Source organism: uncultured Maribacter sp. (genome assembly GCF_947500985.1).
GTDB lineage: Bacteria > Bacteroidota > Bacteroidia > Flavobacteriales > Flavobacteriaceae > Maribacter.
The window spans coordinates 169545-188669 of the sequence record NZ_CANMTX010000006.1; the positions used below are offsets into that span (position 1 = coordinate 169545).

General features: G+C 34.2%; 15 protein-coding genes. 5 read left to right on the plus strand and 10 right to left on the minus strand.

The window, feature by feature from the left end; genetic code table 11:
* Window positions 1-36 precede the first annotated feature (36 nt).
* From Q0871_RS14305 to Q0871_RS14325, 5 genes are read right to left on the minus strand one after another with little or no spacing between them, the layout of a single operon-like run.
* Window positions 37-519: an ABC transporter ATPase gene (locus tag Q0871_RS14305; protein WP_299325089.1), complete on the minus strand. Its 483-nt coding sequence runs from the start codon at window positions 517-519 to the stop codon at window positions 37-39.
* 18 nt (window positions 520-537) lie between these two features.
* A complete protein-coding gene (locus Q0871_RS14310) occupies window positions 538-1329 on the minus strand; it encodes a (Fe-S)-binding protein (protein ID WP_299325090.1) in 792 nt (263 codons plus the stop codon).
* Window positions 1330-1337: 8 nt separating this feature from the next.
* Entirely contained in the window at window positions 1338-2663 is a 1326-nt protein-coding gene (locus Q0871_RS14315; protein WP_299325092.1) for a (Fe-S)-binding protein, read from the minus strand.
* 15 nt (window positions 2664-2678) lie between these two features.
* Window positions 2679-3644, minus strand: a complete 966-nt coding sequence (locus tag Q0871_RS14320; protein WP_299325095.1) for an MlaD family protein — start codon at window positions 3642-3644, stop codon at window positions 2679-2681.
* 47 nt (window positions 3645-3691) lie between these two features.
* Complete coding sequence (locus Q0871_RS14325) at window positions 3692-4987, minus strand: N-acetylmuramoyl-L-alanine amidase (RefSeq protein WP_299325097.1); 1296 nt, start codon at window positions 4985-4987, stop codon at window positions 3692-3694.
* Window positions 4988-5091: 104 nt separating this feature from the next.
* Between Q0871_RS14325 and Q0871_RS14330 the strand changes: the two genes are divergently transcribed.
* Both Q0871_RS14330 and Q0871_RS14335 read left to right on the plus strand, forming a co-directional pair.
* Complete coding sequence (locus Q0871_RS14330; RefSeq protein ID WP_299325099.1) at window positions 5092-7854, plus strand: putative LPS assembly protein LptD; 2763 nt, start codon at window positions 5092-5094, stop codon at window positions 7852-7854.
* A 19-nt stretch (window positions 7855-7873) separates the two neighbouring features.
* Window positions 7874-8254 carry a RidA family protein gene (locus tag Q0871_RS14335; RefSeq protein ID WP_299325101.1) on the plus strand — a complete coding sequence of 127 codons (381 nt, stop codon included), beginning with the start codon at window positions 7874-7876 and terminating at the stop codon, window positions 8252-8254.
* A 4-nt stretch (window positions 8255-8258) separates the two neighbouring features.
* Here the strand turns inward: Q0871_RS14335 and Q0871_RS14340 are convergent, their stop codons facing one another.
* From Q0871_RS14340 to Q0871_RS14355, 4 genes are all read right to left on the minus strand, one after another.
* Window positions 8259-9110: an N-acetylglucosamine kinase gene (locus Q0871_RS14340; protein ID WP_299325104.1), complete on the minus strand. Its 852-nt coding sequence runs from the start codon at window positions 9108-9110 to the stop codon at window positions 8259-8261.
* A gap of 87 nt (window positions 9111-9197) precedes the next feature.
* A complete protein-coding gene (gene gap, locus Q0871_RS14345; protein WP_073246243.1) occupies window positions 9198-10199 on the minus strand; it encodes a type I glyceraldehyde-3-phosphate dehydrogenase in 1002 nt (333 codons plus the stop codon).
* 24 nt (window positions 10200-10223) lie between these two features.
* On the minus strand, window positions 10224-11210 hold the full coding sequence (pfkA, locus tag Q0871_RS14350) for a 6-phosphofructokinase (protein WP_073246241.1): 987 nt from the start codon (window positions 11208-11210) through the stop codon (window positions 10224-10226).
* A 162-nt stretch (window positions 11211-11372) separates the two neighbouring features.
* Window positions 11373-15782: a translocation/assembly module TamB domain-containing protein gene (locus Q0871_RS14355; RefSeq protein ID WP_299325113.1), complete on the minus strand. Its 4410-nt coding sequence runs from the start codon at window positions 15780-15782 to the stop codon at window positions 11373-11375.
* A gap of 104 nt (window positions 15783-15886) precedes the next feature.
* On the opposite strand from Q0871_RS14355, the gene tsaD reads away from it, so the two are divergent.
* Together tsaD and Q0871_RS14365 are read left to right on the plus strand one after the other, a co-directional pair.
* A complete protein-coding gene (tsaD, locus tag Q0871_RS14360) occupies window positions 15887-16915 on the plus strand; it encodes a tRNA (adenosine(37)-N6)-threonylcarbamoyltransferase complex transferase subunit TsaD (protein WP_299325116.1) in 1029 nt (342 codons plus the stop codon).
* A 17-nt stretch (window positions 16916-16932) separates the two neighbouring features.
* The gene (locus tag Q0871_RS14365) at window positions 16933-17640 is read left to right on the plus strand and encodes a 16S rRNA (uracil(1498)-N(3))-methyltransferase (protein ID WP_299325118.1); all 708 of its coding nucleotides are present in this window, start codon (window positions 16933-16935) and stop codon (window positions 17638-17640) included.
* Between the two features lie 2 nt (window positions 17641-17642).
* Here Q0871_RS14365 and Q0871_RS14370 read toward each other — a convergent pair whose 3' ends face one another.
* Window positions 17643-18434, minus strand: a complete 792-nt coding sequence (locus Q0871_RS14370) for a thioredoxin family protein (protein ID WP_299325119.1) — start codon at window positions 18432-18434, stop codon at window positions 17643-17645.
* Between the two features lie 37 nt (window positions 18435-18471).
* Between Q0871_RS14370 and Q0871_RS14375 the strand changes: the two genes are divergently transcribed.
* Window positions 18472-19122, plus strand: coding sequence for a DUF4159 domain-containing protein (locus Q0871_RS14375; RefSeq protein ID WP_299325120.1), 651 nt, complete (start codon window positions 18472-18474; stop codon window positions 19120-19122).
* Window positions 19123-19125 lie beyond the last annotated feature (3 nt).

Genomic DNA, 19125 nt, shown 5'->3' on the forward strand with positions numbered 1-19125 from the left:
AACCCAATAAAATCTGGTACTTAAGAAGAAATTATGTTAAAGGAAACGAGCATGCCAACTCTCTGAAGCAGGTACTTCCCAATGCTCAAGATACTCTCCTTTATTGGTAACCAGATTGTTGAATACAATTGTATTTTTAGAAATCGCCTTTTGTTTCGCCATAGCCTTAAAATCAATTAAACTTTTGTAGGCTACAAACTCACCTTGTTTGTATGAAACGTTCATTTTATCTAATAAAAGGACATCATATTTCTTTTCTAAAGCCTGTATAAAACGCACAGAAGCATCAATAGAGCAACCAGTAGCCCCTTGGGTCGTTTGATCAAGAGCTATTACTATAAATCGTCTATACTTTATTTCATAGCCTGCATTTAAATCATTACCGTGTGCGGTCCATGAAGTTAAAAAAGTATCTAAATCTGAACCAATTTCGGCTATTTCCTTTTCAGAAAATGAACGGTTACATTGATATATCCAAACTCTTGCAGTTTCTGGTAATGTCTTAAATTCTACTAGCAAATTTTAATTTTTTAACTATTATAAATCTTCGGCCGTCGCAATCATCTCTGCAATATCCATTACCTGAACATCACCTTCTTTTTCTTTATTCTTAACCCCATCTGTCATCATCGTGTTACAGAATGGGCAACCTGCCGCAATAATTTCTGGTTTTGTCTCTAATGCTTGCTCTGTACGCTCAATATTTACATCCTTATCACCTTTTTCAGGTTCCTTGAACATTTGTGCGCCACCAGCACCACAACAAAGACCTCTCTGCTTACAGCTTTTCATTTCAATAAGCTCGGCATCTAGTTTTCTAATTAAATCTCTTGGTGCTTCGTATACGCCGTTTGCTCTACCTAAATAACATGGGTCATGAAATGTAATGCGTTTACCCTTAAAGTTACCGCCTTCCATAGAAATTCTGCCATCGTTCAGTAAGTCTTTAAGAAATTGTGTATGGTGTACAACTTCATAATTACCTCCTAAACCAGGGTATTCATTTTTTATCGTATTAAAACAATGCGGGCATGCTGTTACTATTTTTTTTATATCATAAGCGTTCAGCACCTCTATGTTAGTCACTGCTTGCATCTGAAACAAAAACTCATTACCAGCACGTTTTGCAGGGTCACCCGTACAACTTTCTTCTGTACCAAGTACCGCAAAAGACACATTAGCCTTGTTCAAAATCTTTACAAAGGCTTTGGTTATTTTCTTTGCTCTATCATCAAAACTACCAGCACAACCCACCCAAAACAAAACTTCAGGTACGGTTCCCGACGCAAAAAATTCTGCCATTGTAGGCACTTTTAATTCACTTGCCATATCTATCTTTAAGATTCTTTACTCCAATTTAAACGGTCCATTTGGTTAAATGGCCAAGGTGCTCCATTATTCTCTATATTACCCATCATATTATTCAAATCTGTAGGAGCTGCAGATTGTTCCATAACCAAATACTGTCTCATATCCATAATAATAGAAAGAGGATCAATACTAATGGGGCAAGCCTCAACACAGGCATTACAAGATGTACATGCCCATAATTCTTCGGGAGTAATAAAATCGTTCAGTAATTGCTTACCATCATCTTTAAACTCACCATTATTAGCATCTATATTCTTACCCACTTCCTCTAAACGATCACGGGTATCCATCATAATTTTACGCGGAGATAATTTTTTTCCGGTCTGATTTGCAGGGCACTCACTAGTACAACGACCACATTCTGTACATGTGTATGCATTTAGTAATTGTACCCAACTTAAATCCTGTACGTCTGACGCACCAAACTTATCTGGAACAGCAGCATCTTCTGCCGGTTCTGCATAAGGATCTGCATCTGGATCCATCATCATACGAACTTCATCTGTAACAGACTGTAAATTTCTAAACTGACCTTTAGGTGTCAACTTACCGTAATAAGTATTTGGGAAAGCCAAAAGAATATGAAGGTGTTTTGAGTAATATAAATAATTAAGGAAAAATAAAATTCCTGCAATATGTACCCACCAAGCGGTACGTTCTATTAATACTAATGTAGAAATAGACATCCCTTCAAACATAGGAGCAATAAAACTACTAATAGGAAAGGACCCTGCTGCTGCATAATGATCTGCGCCCATCTGTTGCAATTGGTAATCTGCACCGTTCATGGTCAAAAACAAAATCATTAGTACAAGCTCTATATAAAGAATAAGATTCCCGTCTTTTTTAGGCCATCCTTCCATTTCAGGTTTAAAGAATCTCTTTAATTTTATTACATTCCTTCTAATCCAGAAAACTACAACAGCTATTATAACCAACAATGCTAAAACCTCGAATGATCCGATTAAGAAATCATATACAGGTCCTAATACGGCAAACATTCTGTGCGTACCAAAAATACCATCTAAAATAATTTCTAGAACTTCGATGTTTATAATAACAAAACCAACATAAACAATAATATGCAGTGCTCCAGCAATTGGGCGCACCACCATTTTAGATTGCCCGAGAGCAATCTTTGCCATGTTTTTCCAACGTTGTGGTTTATTATCTGTTACCGAAGCATCTTTACCTAAAAAAATATTCCGTTTCAACTTTGAAACATTCTTTACAAAGAAACCAACACCTACTATTAGCAGGATTACAAAAATAATATTAGGGAGATATTGCATATAAATTAATCTTCTTTACTTCTCAATTGAATTTGCCGCTGGATCATCTTCTGGTACTTCGTAATCTTTCTGCTTTTTACCAAAAACAGAAACATTCACATACCTCTTCGGATTTAAACGAAAATCTTGTAATAATAAGTCTAGTTCGCGAGACGCGTTATTTAAGTTACCATACAATTCCTTGTCGTTCATAAGTAATCCAAGTGACCCATCTCCATTCTCAATTCTTTCTGTCACCTTATCTAAACTAGCCATAGTAGATTCTAGACTTGCCAAAGTTCTACCAAGTCCCGCAGAATTTAAAGAATCTGAAAGCTTTGCAAAATTAGCAGTTAACTGTTCAAAGTTTTCGAATGAGCTATTCAGCTTTTCTTTATTACCATCTAAAACAGAATTAATTTGAGTGGCACTAGTATTCAAGTTAGTAATTAAAGTATTTAACCCTCCAATAACCTCTTTCAGTTCTTTCTTAGTTTTTTCATCTAAAACAGAATTTACATTGACCAAAACAGAATCTGCACCAGATATAGCAGATTCTACTTTACGTACTAACGGATTTAGCTTTTGCTGTGCCAAATCTGTAATACCCGGTCTGGTTTCCGTACGTAACGTATCGCCAGATTGTGCCAATGCTTCATCAAAAATTGGTTTAATTTGTAGCCCCTTGCCTCCTATTATACCAGTATCATATAATTCAACGGTACTATTTTTAGAAAATTTAAATTTATTACCAACTGTAAATGTCACTAACAAATTCCCCTTATCATCTAAAAATTTAATATCGTTAACCTTACCGACGCTAAAGCCGTTAATAGAGACAGTAGTACCCGATTGCAAACCGCCAACATTTGGGTATACAGCAAAAAATGTTTTACTATTATCAAAAAGTGGAGTCGACTTTAAATAGCTGAATCCCATGATGAACAGTAATATGCCACCAATAACAATAATTCCTGTTTTTAATTCTCTAGATAGTTTCAAGCAATTATATTTTTAGTACTCTCAAAATTATGAATAATATTTACACTTTATGGTGTAAAATTAGAAACCTCGTCAATAGCATCTTGAATCGGAATTCTCTCACCTAATTTATAGGCGACTATATAAGCAGTTGCATACCCTTTTTCTTGAGCTTGAGACTGCATCATTTTAGCCTCTCTATATGACCTTGTTTCACCATACATATAACGATACAAGTTCTTAAAAGGTTCTTGAGAAAGATTCGAAAGACCTTTAAAATTACTAGAACTTAAAGCTACATTTTTACTGCTTGCCATCAATTGAATTTTGAAAACAATAGAATTCGCCACTTCTTTTTCGTTAATTGCTTCTTTTACCTTTACTACAGGTACTTCTGGAACAGTTTCTTTAACCTCTTCAACTTTAGGTGTCGAAATAATTTCTTTTGGCTCATTTACTTCGGCAACTACCTCTTTGATAGGTTCGGCAACAATTTCCTTTTTTTCTTCAACCTTTTCTTCTACTACCTCCTGTACTGGTGGTGCCTTAGGCTCAGTAACTGCAGTAGCTACAGATTTCACTGTTGGTTGAACACCTTCTTTATAATGTAATATTGCCTTAGCAATTGCCTCGCCCATATCATTCTGCCCCTTAGTCGAGTTTAAATAAGCCCCTTCATCTTTATTGGTTAAGAATCCTGTTTCAACTAAAACACTTGGCATAAAAGTTTGATGTAAAACAATAAAACCCGCTTGCTTCACTTTCCTATCTGTTCTTTTTAACTTACTAGAAAAATTCTCTTGAATCATTGTCGCCAAAGCTACACTTTGATCTAAAAATTCTTCTTGCATAATAGTTAGTCCGATAACAGATTCTGGAGAATTAATGTCGTAATCGGCATATCTATTCTCGTAATTATCCTCTAAATAAATTACCGAGTTTTCTTTCTTCGCTATTTCAAAATTTTGCTTGTTGGCATGAAGACCTAATACAAAGGTACCTGCACCATGCGCATCTGAAGTGTGAGAATCGCAATGCACCGATACAAACAAGTCTGCATTTGCTTTATTTGCTACCTCTCCCCTAACGTATAAATCAATAAACGTATCGTCTTTACGAGTGTATATAACTTTAATATCTTTATTCTTAGAAAGTATTTCACCTACTTTCAAAACGATATTTAAGGCTATTTTTTTCTCTAAATAGCCATTTCCTAAATTACCAGGATCATGACCACCGTGCCCTGCATCAAGCACAACAATAAAAGGATCATCAGATTTGATTTCCTCATCAGACACCGTAAAAGACAGAAGTAATAACGCTGTCGATAATACTAAAGAAATACTAAAGAATTTTATTTTCATATGTGTTAGGGATTATATCGCCCTGATAATGGTTAAATTTATTGTAAGACGCTACATAGGGATTAAAAAATATATGTAAGTTTGACATCTTAAATAACGGCTCATTGGACCGCCAAACCTTTACAAAAATAGGATATATAGCCTTGCAATCAAACAAACATTACTTACTTTTCCTATTCCTGGTCTTTGCCAACGCTTTTTACGTTATTGGTCAAGAAGGTAAAATTACGACTCTTAATATCAAAGCAGAAAGAGATTCAATAATCGCGCCATTGTTTCCGCCAACCGCTATAAGAGACTCAATCGCCAATGATTCGTTAGTTGCCGATTCTCTTAATCAAAAACCTCCTTTACTGTTAGATAAAATAACCTACAAAGCAAAAGACTATGTAAAGTTAAGTCAAAAAGAAAATAAAATTTACCTCTATAACGAAGCAGAAATCTATTATCAAGACACCGAACTAAAAGCAGGCGTTATTATAATGGATTATATAAAAAATGAAGTTTATGCCGGCAGAATGTTAGATTCTTTGGGCAACTATACCCAACTACCCTACTTCAAACAAGGTACCAATATTGTAATACCAGATTCTATACGTTTCAACTTTGACACACAAAAAGCACTTATCTGGAATTCGAGAACAGAACAACAAGCGGCAGCAGGTGCTTTAGGTAGTGATGCTATGAAAGTTTATGCTGAAATCACCAAAAAAGAAAATGACTCGGTCTATTTTTTAAGTGAAGGTAAGCTGACCACATCTACAGATACTATAAATCCAGATTATTACATACGTGTAAGAAAAGCAAAATTTGTACCTAAAAAGAAGGTAATTGCTGGTTTTAGTAATTTATATATTGCAGATGTACCAACGCCTATTGCTATGCCTTTTGCATATTTTCCACTTTCACAAGGTAGATCCGCAGGTATTTTAATGCCCTCTTTTGGTAACGACCCAGATACTGGGTATTTTCTTCAAGACATGGGTTATTATGTACCATTAGGTGATTATGCTGATGTTACCCTCTCAGGAGATTTTTACACGAATGGTAGTTACGCTTTTAGAACAGCTTCCATTTACACCAAACGCTATAAATACCGAGGGAATGTAAATTTAAGATTTGAAAACATTGTCAATAGCCAGAAAGGATTTAGCGACTATAGTTTATCTCGTAACTATAACATTCAATTTTCTCATTCACAAGACACAAAAGCTAGTCCGAATTCTAGATTTTCAGCATCTGTAAACCTAGGTAGTAGCGATTATTACCAAAATTCGCTGCAGCAAAGCAACTTGCCAAACACACAAAACAATACCTTATCCTCTTCAATTTCATATTCTAAAACATTCCCTAATTATCCGTCTGTGAATATGAGTGTAACCGCTACGCATTCGCAACTGACGTCAGCTGCAACAGACGATGACGATGATGATGACAACATCAATATGACCTTACCTACATTTCAAGCAAGTGTTGAACGTATTTATCCATTTGTAAAAAAAGATGGCATAAAAAAGGGAATTATTGATAATATTAATTTTCAATATAGTGTCAATGCCCAAAATAGATTAACAACTAACGACGAAGATTTTTTCACCGCAAAAATGTTCGATAATGCAAGAATTGGAGCAAGCCATAGTATACCGGTTGCCACAAACTTTAAAATTGCTAAATTTTTTAGTGTAAGTGTTGGTGGTAATTATGAAGATGTTTGGTCTTTAGAAACTTACAACAGAAGTTATGACAATGAACTAGAAGAGGTCGTAATAGATACCGTAAGCGGATTTGATCGTTACAACACCTATAATTTTAGTGCAAGTATAGGTACCACACTTTATGGTACATATGTTTTTGGTGAGGACAAAAAATTTCAAGCACTTAGACATACTGTAAGACCATCATTAAGCTATGGCTATGCACCATCTTTTGAACAGTTCTATGATGAGTATCTTGGTGAGGACGGAGTTGAAGTCCAGTACAGCCGATTTACAGGTACATTGAATGGAGCACCATCTTTAGGGCAGTCAAATAGTTTAAGTTTCTCTTTAGCCAATACCTTAGAGGCAAAGGTCAGGGATAAAGATTCTACCAAAACCGAACCCAAGAAAATATCACTTTTAAGTAATTTTAATGTTTCTACGGGATATAATTTTGAATCTGATTCTCTACGTCTTAACCCATTAAGTATAAATGGAGGCACAAACATCCTAGACAATAAAATGTCGATTAACTTTTCTGCCGGACTAGACCCTTATGCAATCGACAATAACGGAACTAGAATAGATACTTGGAATATTGATAATGGCGGAAGTCTTTTTAGACTTACAAGAGCAAACGCCAATGTATCGTATTCTATTAGCAGCGAAATGTTCGGTAAAAAAGACAATAAGGATAGAGATGAAGAAGAAGAGTTAGACCCTTTTGATTATGTTGCACAAAGTGGTGGTAGAGAAGATGATTTATTCGGTCGTGCAGATGATTTCAATTCAAACCCCGTAAAGAAAGACGACAAGAATTCTGATGTAGAGAACCCCATATTTGGCACAAAAATACCTTGGAACTTTAGACTTGCCTATTCAGCCAATTATAGCAATTCGGCACGGCAAAATGAATTTAGCAGTCACTCGCTAATGTTCTCTGGAGACATAGAGCTTGCACCACGTTGGTCAGTTGGCGGATCTTCTGGTTACGATTTCAAAAACCAAGGTTTCACTTTAACCCAATTGCGATTTCAGAGAGATTTAAAGAGTTTTACAATGCGCTTTAATTGGACACCTTTCGGAACCTATAAAAGATGGTACTTCTTTATCGGTATAGATTCTTCGATACTTAAAGATCTTAAGTGGGAAAACAGAAGCCAAAACTAACAGCTAAATTTTATTCAACATGAAAAAAATCATCAATACAGTAAATGCTCCTGCACCTATAGGACCATATAACCAAGCAACTTTAAGCAATGGAACTTTATATATTTCTGGTCAAATTCCTTTAGACCCTAAAAGCGGAGAATTGATTTCTGGAGATATCAAATTAGAGACAAAACAGTCTATGGAAAATTTAAAGGCCATTTTAACCGAAGCTGAAATGACCTTTGAAAATGTTGTTAAGTCGTCTATTTTTCTTAGTGACATGAATCAATTCACTGAAGTAAACGAAGTATATGCTTCTTATTTTAATGCTGAAACTGCACCAGCAAGAGAAACAGTAGAAGTTGCAAATTTACCTAAGTTCGTAAATGTTGAAATCTCTATGATTGCCGTAAAATAAAATTTTACATGTTAGATCGGTGAAAATCGACCAAACCTTCAATCGGTCTTTGCCTAATTACACCAACAATTAAATCATTTCTAAGCAATACAGAAGTTAATTCATCTCTTAGGTAATGCGCAATACTACCTACAAAATTGATTGGCACTTTTGTAGCCAATTCAAATTGCATTACATAGTTATTTATAAATTGCTGAAAGCCTTTATCTATAACACCTTTAGCGTATGGATGTTCTTTGTTTTCGATTAAAAAACGAGCAAAGGTCGCTAAGTACGTATTTGGGTTAGGCTGTTTGTATAAGTTCTCTTTTATTACATCGGCATCCAAATCATGAGAAGCAGCAAATTTATGCGCTAAATCAGACGGCATTTTATGAAAATAGTAATCACGAATAAGTTTACGACCAAAGAAATTTCCACTACCATCATCCATAGGTATATACCCCAATGATGTTACTTTTTGAAATAACTGGTTACCATCATAATAACTACAGTTAGAACCTGTACCTAAAATACACACAATACCTTGATGACCTACTTTTGTTGTAGCAAATATGGCAGCATACGTATCTTCTTTTACATCGGCTTTTGCATTAGGAAAAAAGTCTTTAAAAATTGCTTTTAAAAACAACTTCATACGATCGGTACCACAACCCGCACCATAGAAATAAAGGTGTGAAACCTTTTCTCTATTTTTTGAAAGTTCAAAATTATTCGCTAAGCGATCCTCAATAACATCTTTTGTCAGTACCTCAGGACTTAGACCTAAAGTTTGTGTTAAAAAAAGTTGTTCGCCCTTTTCATCCAAAGCAATCCAATCTGACTTGGTTGCGCCACTATCTACTATTAAAATCATATACCGAATGTCTTTAAAAAATAAACCTGAAAATAAGGAAAAACCGCCTCATTTTCAGGATATATCTTTGTTATACTAAAATGATGGTTATAAGGTATTAACGTGCTGCATTAAGTCTACCATTTTATTGGAGAAACCAGCTTCATTATCATACCAAGAAATTAACTTAAAGAAAGTAGAGTTTAATTCGATACAAGCACCTGCATCAAAAATGCTAGTTCTAGGATCGCCAATAAAATCTTGAGAAACAACGCTCTCTTCCGTATAACCTAATACACCTTTTAACTCACCCTCTGAAGCTGCTTTAAAAGCTTTTTTAATCTCTTCCAAAGAAGTTGCTTTTTTAACTTTCACAGTTAAATCTACCACAGAAACATCAGCAGTTGGCACTCTAAAAGCCATTCCAGTAAGTTTCCCTTTCAATGCAGGTATAACTTTAGTTACTGCAACCGCAGCACCTGTAGAAGCAGGTATTATGTTTAACATTGCACTTCTACCACCTCTCCAGTCTTTTCTAGAAGGACCATCAACAGTCATTTGTGTTGCAGTAGTTGCATGAACCGTTGTCATCAATGCTTCTTCAATACCAAAGTTATCATTAACAACTTTAGCTAAAGGAGCTAAACAGTTTGTAGTACAAGATGCGTTAGAAACAATTGTATCAGTTGCTTTAACATCTTTATGGTTTACACCTACTACGAACATTGGAGCATCTTTAGAAGGTGCAGATATAACAACTTTCTTAGCACCACCATCAATATGATATTGAGCAGTTTCCAAAGTTGTAAAAATACCAGTACATTCTGCAACAGTAGCAGCACCTACTTCATCCCACTTACAATTCTTAGGATCTCTTTCTGCAGTAATACGAACAGTTTTACCGTTTACGATTAAGTGACCATCTTTTACATCAACAGTACCATCGAATTTACCGTGAACTGAATCATACTTCAATAAGTAAGCTAAGTGCTCAACATCTAATAAATCATTGATAGCTACTACATCTACATCACCACGCTTAATTGTAGTTCTGAAGACCAATCTACCTATTCTACCAAAACCGTTAATTCCTATTTTCAAATTTGACATTTTCTCTATTTTTAATTTTTAAAATTATGTAGTCATTATTTCTGAAACTCTAATAAGTTCCTTATCAATTTTTGTATGCCCTTTTATAGCCTTGTTGATAGGCGTCAATGTTAATTGGTTATCTTGAATACCTACCATTAGGTTGGTTTTACCCTCTAACAAAGCCTCTACAGCTTTTACTCCCATTCTACTTGCCAATACACGGTCGTAACATGACGGTGACCCTCCTCTTTGCATATGCCCTAAAACAGATACACGCACATCATAAATTGGTAAATGCTCTTCAACATACTCTTTAAGCTCGAATACGTTTTTACCAGATTTATCACCTTCGGCAACAATTACGATACTTGAAGATTTACCAGACTCTTTACTCCTTTTTAAAGATTCAAGTAATCTATCTAAACCTAAATTCTCTTCTGGTATTAAAATTTCTTCAGCACCTGCACCAACACCTGCGTTCAATGCAATATGTCCAACATCTCTACCCATTACTTCTACGAAGAAAAGCCTATTGTGAGAACTTGCGGTATCCCTAATTTTATCAATACATTCTACTACTGTATTTAACGCAGTATCAAAACCTAATGTAAATGTAGTTCCGAAAATATCGTTATCAATAGTACCAGGTATACCTATAACAGGAAAATTGTATTCTCTGTTAAATATCATAGCACCAGTAAAACTACCATCACCTCCAATTACCACAAATGCATCTATTCCCGCTTTCAGTAACTCCTCATGCGCGGTTTTCCTACCTTCTGGAGTTCTAAAATCATCGCACCTAGCAGATTTAAGTATAGTACCACCTTTATTAATAATATTATTTACACTACGGGCGTCCATAGGTTTAAAATCGCCCTCTATCATACCTTGATACCCTCTATAGATTCCAACACAATCTACCTTCAAGTATGCACAAGTACGAACAACTGATCTTATGGCAGCATTCATTCCCGGAGAATCACCTCCTGAAGTCAGTACTGCTATTTTTTTTATTTCTGAAGACATTGAAAAATTTAAGCCAACGAAAGTAAGAAATCTTAGTCGTAATCGGAATAAAAGTCAGTCGCATTTTAAGAAAAAATCAACGAAAAGGATTTCGTTGTAACAGATTAACAGTCAAATTCTTAAAATTTGTTATTTATTCATAAAGGGAGAAGTATTTATATGTTAATTTAATGATTTTGGCTTATCGTAAAAACGGATTAAGCTATCATTACCCATGACAGAAGATGGGCTTTCAATTTCTTTTACAGGTTCTTTCTTTTCAACTGGCTTAGTTGCCAATATTTTTTGAAAGAGTTCTTTAAAATTATTAAAATCTACTTCATAAGATATACCTGCCCCTTGAGTAGAGCCTTGTTGATCAGATAAATACGCCTGTATTTCACTTTGTCTACTAAAGAAATTAGCACTCAAGGTTCCTTCTTCATTCAACAAAACTTGTATTTCAAAATCACCAGCTACCAATGTTTCACTAGAAGCACCTACCGGAACCCCCACTTTACCATTAAATAAAATTCTATCTGAAATTTGTGTAGACACCGTAACACCTATTCTATCATCAGTTTCTATATCTGCCGATCGATCAAGTATACCTTGTTCATATGAAAGACCTAGATTAAACTTGTCATTACCTCCACTTAGAATTGAGTTTAAAATACTAGATGCACTTTGCACCAAGTTACCCGTTATCGCTTGTTGATTAATTCCGCTTTGCGAATTAACAAATGTACCTTGTGCCAATAAGAATATTGCATTCTTTTCTTCTACCGTTGGATCTTGCAAAGTATATTCTAACTCTGACTTAACAATAGAGCTCGTACCTGGAAATTCAATACCAAAATCAATATCAGGGCTCTCTAGTTCCCCTGTTAAACTAATTATAACATCTGTTGGTATTCTACGTGTAAACCCTGCATCTTCAAGTAATGGAGCTGGGTTGGCGTTTAAAGAATATACCGCTTCCATATCAAGAATAGCTTCTAAGGGCTTTTGATCCCAATTTATAGTTCCTCCGGGTTTCACCTTAAATTTTTTATCAATAATACCTCCGAATTTGTAATTAAAATCTCCTGTAACTACAACATAATCACCATACATTTCAAACTTACCATTAGTATTTATCTGTATTAAAATAATACCTACTCCGGTACCTTTTAAAGAACTTCCTGTTTTAGTATCAGTTACAATTTCAACCTCGGCATCTGGTGTTATATCTAAATTGAACTCTAACTCTAACCCTTGGTAATCTTTTAATTGACGTTGACTTTCAATTCTTTGTTTGTCCTTCTTTTCTAAAAAATTAATAAAAGAGTAATCACCTACACTAGCGACATCACTTAAAGGTATTTTTAATGAAGTACCTTTTGCCGTAGACCCGTCAACAGTTATATTCAAAGCAGTTGTTGGTCCGTAAATACGACCTGTACCATTTAAATAACCTGTACCATAGTATAATTCTCCTTCTTTAAATTCTGTATTCAGAATTAAAAATTTGTCTTTCTTGGTATCAACATTTAAATCTAAGACCCAATCCCTAAAGAAACTATGGGTAATAGTACCATCTAAATTTGCCCGTGTGCCTTTTGCTACGTCTTCTAATGCTATATTTTCAAAATCAAAAGTCTGGTCTTTAAGTAGTACTCTTGAACGTGGGGCAAATGTATAATCTACATTCAAATAAGGCACTGCTATACCTGCATTATCTAAAGTCAGCAAACCATTAAAACTCGGGTTATCTACATTACCCTCTATCTTTACCCTACCATCAATATCTCCCCGTATATTATCAATTACCCCCTCACCTAACGGGCTAAATGGCTCTAAACCAAAGTTGTTAAAATTGGCAATTAAGTTTGCTTTTGGTATCTCACCCTTATTTTCTATACTACCTACTACACTAAATTTTTCAACATTATTATCAGATAATTGAGAGTTGACCTGAAACTCAGATAAATCTTTATTCCCAATAATATTAATTGCTAAATCTCCCAAGGGTATATTGTTAATTCCGAATTTTTCTATATTCAAGTTAGATGATGGTAAATAAATACCATCTTTTTGAAGCACGTTTAAAGTACCATTAACTTCTCCTTGCAGCTTTAGGCTATCAATTACCGGTGTTATTTTATCCAAGGATACAATTTTGAACTGAAGCTGAAGATCTTTATATGTAGAATCTGCCAACTGCCCTCTCAGCCGTATTTGTTCTTTTTCTTCATTGTTCATTACAATTTCTTGAATTGTAATACTATCTAAAGCCCTATTTAAAATAACTTTATTCTTTGTATCGCCATCTTTGTTTAAAACCCATTTATTGCCTTTAAAATTGACATCAGAAGTTTTAAGACCAATAACAGATTTATTGTCTTTATTAAACGTGTGGTAAAAATTTAGGTTATAAGAATCGTCAAAATCGCTTCCTCCTTTGAATTCAGACCTAAAGAATAAAGTATCTTTTAAGGTTGTATTAATAAGGTTAAAATCTTTAAAATTATAATACGGCGTATCTAGCTCACCTACAGAAACGAATGTATTAAAGAGCGGATTCTTATTATCAATTCTAACTTCGATATTGTCTGCAGCCGTACCAAACGCCTCAATACTAGGAGATTCAAAATTTAACTTAAAATCACCTTCATCTGCAACTATATTACCTTTAATAAAAGTATTAGGATCGAAGCGAACTTCAGGAAAAAATACATCTACAATCTTATTATAAATTTTAAAATTGAAAGAAAGATTTTGACCGTCAGAAATTTGAAAAGGTCTGTAGTTTGTATAAATACTACCCAAAGAATTTTGCACAAGTTTACCTAATTCTCGTACTTTAAAATTACCCTTCATAAAACCAGTAATAATATCTGGAGAGTTTATATTAATAGTACGCTCACGATCTTCTCCAAAATTAGAGGTCACCGCAAAATCTTCAAAATAATAGGTATCGTTTACATTTTGATAGCTCGTTTGTGTAAAGTTTATATCACCTACAATGTTATCTAAGGTTGTACCCGTAATATCCATACTTACATTTCCTTTAAAAATAGAAACGCTATCATTAATGATATTCAATTTTTTTAGATCTGCATAATCAACAGAGGCTATAAAATTGAAATTATTTCTGGCTTCGGCAACGTTTGCAAGACCCTTAAAGTTAAATTTAAAATTTTCATCATTACTAATTAAAGAACCATCAAATAGTTGATCTTTAATTATACCAGAAACCCGTAAATCTTGATAGTTGTAATTATTAAATTCTATAGAATATATTTGACCTATAACCTCTGTATTCAGTTTCTCCTTAACAAAACCTTTTCCTTCTACATTAAAATCTAAAGTAGTTTTGCCCAAATTTTTATTTTCAGTAAAATCACCTAAATCAAAATCAATTAAAGAGATGAACCCCTTATAGGTCGCATTATCAATATTATTAAAATCACTTAAAACGATATCTGCATAGCTACTACCAACAGCAGTATTTAAGTTCACTTTCGCATCTACCGAAGAATTGGTAATAAAGGCATTACCACGAATAGTAAATTGCCCCAATTTACTAAAAGAGGACGGCAAAGATTTACCAATTAGATTAGGCAACAAAGCATTTAATTGGTAATAACTACTGGTAACATTTTTCATTTCAGCATTTAAACTGAATGGCTTTTGTTTACTGAATAAGTTTTTGAAATTAAAATCGCCACGTATGCCGGTGTCATCAGAAAATAAGAAAAGGTCATCTGTATTCAAGTCATTTAAAACTCCGTTTAAATTGGCATTAAAGGTTACCTCTTTTCCCTTACCAAATTCATTATACAGCAAATTAACCTCGTCAAAAGCGACTTTAGACTCCTTAAATTCTGCAACAACATTTACTTTATTTAAAAAATCTTTGAAATCTTCACGATTATAATTAAATACTAGATTACCATCTAAAGCAGAAAGAGGTGTTTTTATTTTCAAAGAATCGAAACGCATTTGCTGCTTCGTATACTTAAAATTTGTGGCTAACCTTTCTACTTTTAGTCCACGATTACTAAAGAAAGACATTTCTTGAATATCTGTAGAAACCTCTGGACCTAGAATTAAAAAATCCGCTGCACCAATATTAAGGCTATCAAAATTTAAAATAGTAGTGTTATTTAAATTTTCATCAATATACTTGAACCTACTGTTTTCAATATCTACATACGATGAAGAAAGTCTAAAAGATGGTGTACCTGGCGCCCTAGGTTTACCATCATCAAGTTTATCCACAAAAACTTCGAGATTGGTATTCGTTTCTCCGAAATATGTTTTAAGCTTAAAGTTTAACTTATCAACCGAAATATCTCCAAATTCCAAGTTGCCCTGCACCAAATTATTAATACTTAAAATAGAAGTTTTAAGCTCATTGACATAGAATAAAGTGTCTTGTTTGTAGTCTTCAATAAAGATACCTTCCAAACCTGTATTCCAAGAAATTAACGAAACTTTTAAGCGTTCAATATTGATATGTGTACCGTATTGATCGTTAATTTTTTTCGTAGCAAACTGCGCCAATAAGGTCTGTACCACTGGCAATGAAAAAATGATAGTACCCAAAACACATATCAGCAAAAGCACCAATAATGTTCGAACCAATATTTTTCTCAGTTTTTTGATAGGTCTTTATGTTTTACCTTTGTTATTCAAATTTTATTCCAAATATGTCGAAACACGATACAATTTATATACTTGCTATAGAATCTTCTTGTGATGACACTTCTGCGGCAGTTTTAATGAACGATAAAGTGCTCAGTAATGTTGTCGCCACCCAGGCTATTCATAAAGAATATGGAGGGGTTGTACCAGAACTTGCATCAAGAGCACATCAACAAAATATAGTCCCTGTTGTTCATCAAGCCATAGCCAAAGCAAATATCGATAAAAAACAATTATCAGCCATAGCATTTACACGCGGACCTGGACTAATGGGTTCTTTACTTGTAGGCACATCGTTTGCAAAATCTTTATCATTAGGTTTACAAATACCGCTTATTGAAGTTAACCACATGAAAGCCCATATTTTAGCTCATTTTATAGATGACGAAACTATGAAGGCACCATCATTTCCGTTTTTAGCTCTTACGATAAGCGGAGGTCACACCCAGATTGTTCAAGTGAACGATTTCTTTGATATGAAAATTATAGGACAAACTTTAGATGATGCCGTTGGGGAAGCATTTGATAAGAGCGCAAAAATTCTAGGACTTCCCTACCCTGGTGGACCTTTAATTGACAAATATGCAGCAACAGGTGATCCTCATAAATTTGAATTTACCATACCGAATGTAAAAGATTTGGATTTTAGTTTTAGCGGATTAAAAACGAACATACTCTATTTCATTCAGCGACAAACGAAAGAAAATCCAGATTTTATCAAAAATAACCTAGAAGATATCTGCGCATCAATACAGTATACCATTATCACCATATTGATGAAAAAACTAAAAAAAGCTGTAAAGCAAACTGGTATAAAAGAAATTGCCATTGGCGGCGGAGTATCAGCAAACTCGGGTATTCGAAAAGTTTTAACAGAAGCCCAGACAAAATACCAGTGGAAAACCTATATACCCAAATTTGAATACTGCACAGATAATGCTGCTATGATTGGTATTGTAGGATATCAGAAATATAAAGACGAGCAATTTTCTCAACAAGATGTTACGGCTAAAGCTAGATACGTTATATCATAGTCTATAAAATAAACCACATGCAATTATTTTACAATCCTGATATTAAAGACACTGACACTACTTTCATTTTCGACAGCAATGAAAGCAAGCATATCGTTAAGGTTTTAAGAAAGAAAAACGGTGATGAATTATGGATTACCAATGGCAGCGGTTACTTATTTGAGGCTAAAATAAGTAACGACAATATTAAAAAATGCGAGGTTGAGCTTATATCCTCCAAAAAAACGCATCCAAAATCTCATTGGTTACACATAGCTGTAGCCCCAACAAAAATGAATGATCGGTTTGAATGGTTTTTAGAAAAAGCTACTGAAATAGGGGTAGATGAAATAACACCTATAATTTGTAATAGATCAGAACGTAAAGTATTAAAACTTGATCGAATGCAACGCTTGCTAGAGTCTGCAATGAAGCAATCGCTGCAAACATATTTACCAAAATTAAATGAACCTATTAGTATCTCTGAGTTTTTAGAGAAACCTGTATCTGATCTTCAATTTATTGCGCATTGTGAAGACACAGAGCGCCATGAACTAAAAAGAAGAGTTGCGGCAGATAAAGATGTAACCATATTAATTGGTCCTGAAGGTGATTTTTCACCAGAAGAAATAAAAAATGCCATGCAAAAAGGCTTTGCACCAGTTGCCATGGGTAAAACAAGATTAAGAACCGAAACAGCGGCAATTGTAGCCTGCACTATCGTAGCGACGATTAACAATGGGTAATATTATATTGCTGCTTTCACTGCACCCGTAATATCAGCATTATCGTTTTCTACCAACAACATCAAAATAAGCTTTTCATCTTTCTTGACAATCTTAGGAATAGTAATAGAACCTACAACAGAATTTTCCCCAAGCTCTAAGTATTTCTCAGCCACAACTATATTTGAATTTTTCAATGTTCTATGACTATTTTCTCCTCTTTTTACTTCTGTAGTTCTTTCATTCAACAATAGAACGGCACGTATTATTTTACCTTTTGTAGCCCCTTCGATTTTGTAATTAAAATTCACTTTGTCAGCTACTCTATCCAATTGCTGAGACATCAAACGGTTAGGTGAGTCTTTTGCTGCATATTTTTTGATAGCACCTTCTACTTTAGCTCTATTTGAACCTACCAAATGTTCCTTACCATTCACTACTAATTCTGGAGTGTAATTACCTCTATAACCAAGCTTCTTATTATATTTACTTTGTTTGACGGTGAAGTTTTTATTACTAAAAGGATCTGCCCAACCTATATAATCCCAATAATCAACATGATAACTCAATGCAAAAACATTTTCAGGGTACTCATTCTTTGCTTTTTCTAACAATACATCTGCAGGCGGGCAGCTTGAGCAACCTTGAGACGTAAATAGTTCAAGAACCACTACACCATTAACTTTATTTTCTATTGTATTAAAAGAAAAAGCAGCATCAACTTTATTATCTTTACTTGATTCTGACACGTAAAAAGAAGCAAACAAAAGCCCTCCAAATAAAAAGACGCTACCAATGATTTTATTAAAAAGCATATTATTTAATTTTAGATAGTATCTTATTCGAAATAAAATGAAAAAACTTACAATATATTTTGCTTTTACTATGTTGTTCTGCGGATTTCATATGAAATCTCAAGAAATAGCTATTTTAAAATATCAAGGTGGTGGCGATTGGTATGCCAACCCAACGGCATTACCTAACTTAATTAAATACTGCAATAATAATATTGATACAACCATTGACAGCAAACCTGAAACTGTAGAAGTTAGTAGCAGCTCTATTTTTCAGTACCCATTTTTACATATGACGGGGCATGGCAATGTGGTGTTTTCAGATGAAGAAATAGAAAATTTAAGAACCTATCTTTTGTCTGGCGGCTTTTTACATATTGATGACAACTATGGTATGAAACCCTATGTTACACGAGAAATAAAAAGACTTTTCCCTAATAAGGAATTAGAAGAATTGGGATCTGAACATCCTATTTTTTCAAACAAGTATACATTCCCAAAGGGATTACCAAAAATACACGAGCATGATGGGCAGCGACCACAAGCATTTTCCATTTTACACAATAACAGAATTGTCTTGCTATTTACTTCAGAATCAGATTTAGGTGATGGCTGGGAAGACCCTACTGTACATAACGATACCGCAGAGGTTAGAGAAAAAGCACTACAAATGGGTGCAAATATCATAACCTACGTTTTTAAAAATTAATCA

Bases quoted from the DNA above. Each gene is read 5' to 3' on its own strand.
- Q0871_RS14310 (WP_299325090.1), bottom strand. From the start codon at position 1,329: ATGGCAAGTGAATTAAAAGTGCCTACAATGGCAGAATTTTTTGCGTCG.
- Q0871_RS14315 (WP_299325092.1), bottom strand. From the start codon at position 2,663: ATGCAATATCTCCCTAATATTATTTTTGTAATCCTGCTAATAGTAGGT.
- Q0871_RS14325 (WP_299325097.1), bottom strand. From the start codon at position 4,987: ATGAAAATAAAATTCTTTAGTATTTCTTTAGTATTATCGACAGCGTTA.
- Q0871_RS14335 (WP_299325101.1), top strand. From the start codon at position 7,874: ATGAAAAAAATCATCAATACAGTAAATGCTCCTGCACCTATAGGACCA.
- Q0871_RS14340 (WP_299325104.1), bottom strand. From the start codon at position 9,110: ATGATTTTAATAGTAGATAGTGGCGCAACCAAGTCAGATTGGATTGCT.
- gap (WP_073246243.1), bottom strand. From the start codon at position 10,199: ATGTCAAATTTGAAAATAGGAATTAACGGTTTTGGTAGAATAGGTAGA.
- pfkA (WP_073246241.1), bottom strand. From the start codon at position 11,210: ATGTCTTCAGAAATAAAAAAAATAGCAGTACTGACTTCAGGAGGTGAT.
- tsaD (WP_299325116.1), top strand. From the start codon at position 15,887: ATGTCGAAACACGATACAATTTATATACTTGCTATAGAATCTTCTTGT.
- Q0871_RS14365 (WP_299325118.1), top strand. From the start codon at position 16,933: ATGCAATTATTTTACAATCCTGATATTAAAGACACTGACACTACTTTC.
- Q0871_RS14370 (WP_299325119.1), bottom strand. From the start codon at position 18,434: ATGCTTTTTAATAAAATCATTGGTAGCGTCTTTTTATTTGGAGGGCTT.
- Q0871_RS14375 (WP_299325120.1), top strand. From the start codon at position 18,472: ATGAAAAAACTTACAATATATTTTGCTTTTACTATGTTGTTCTGCGGA.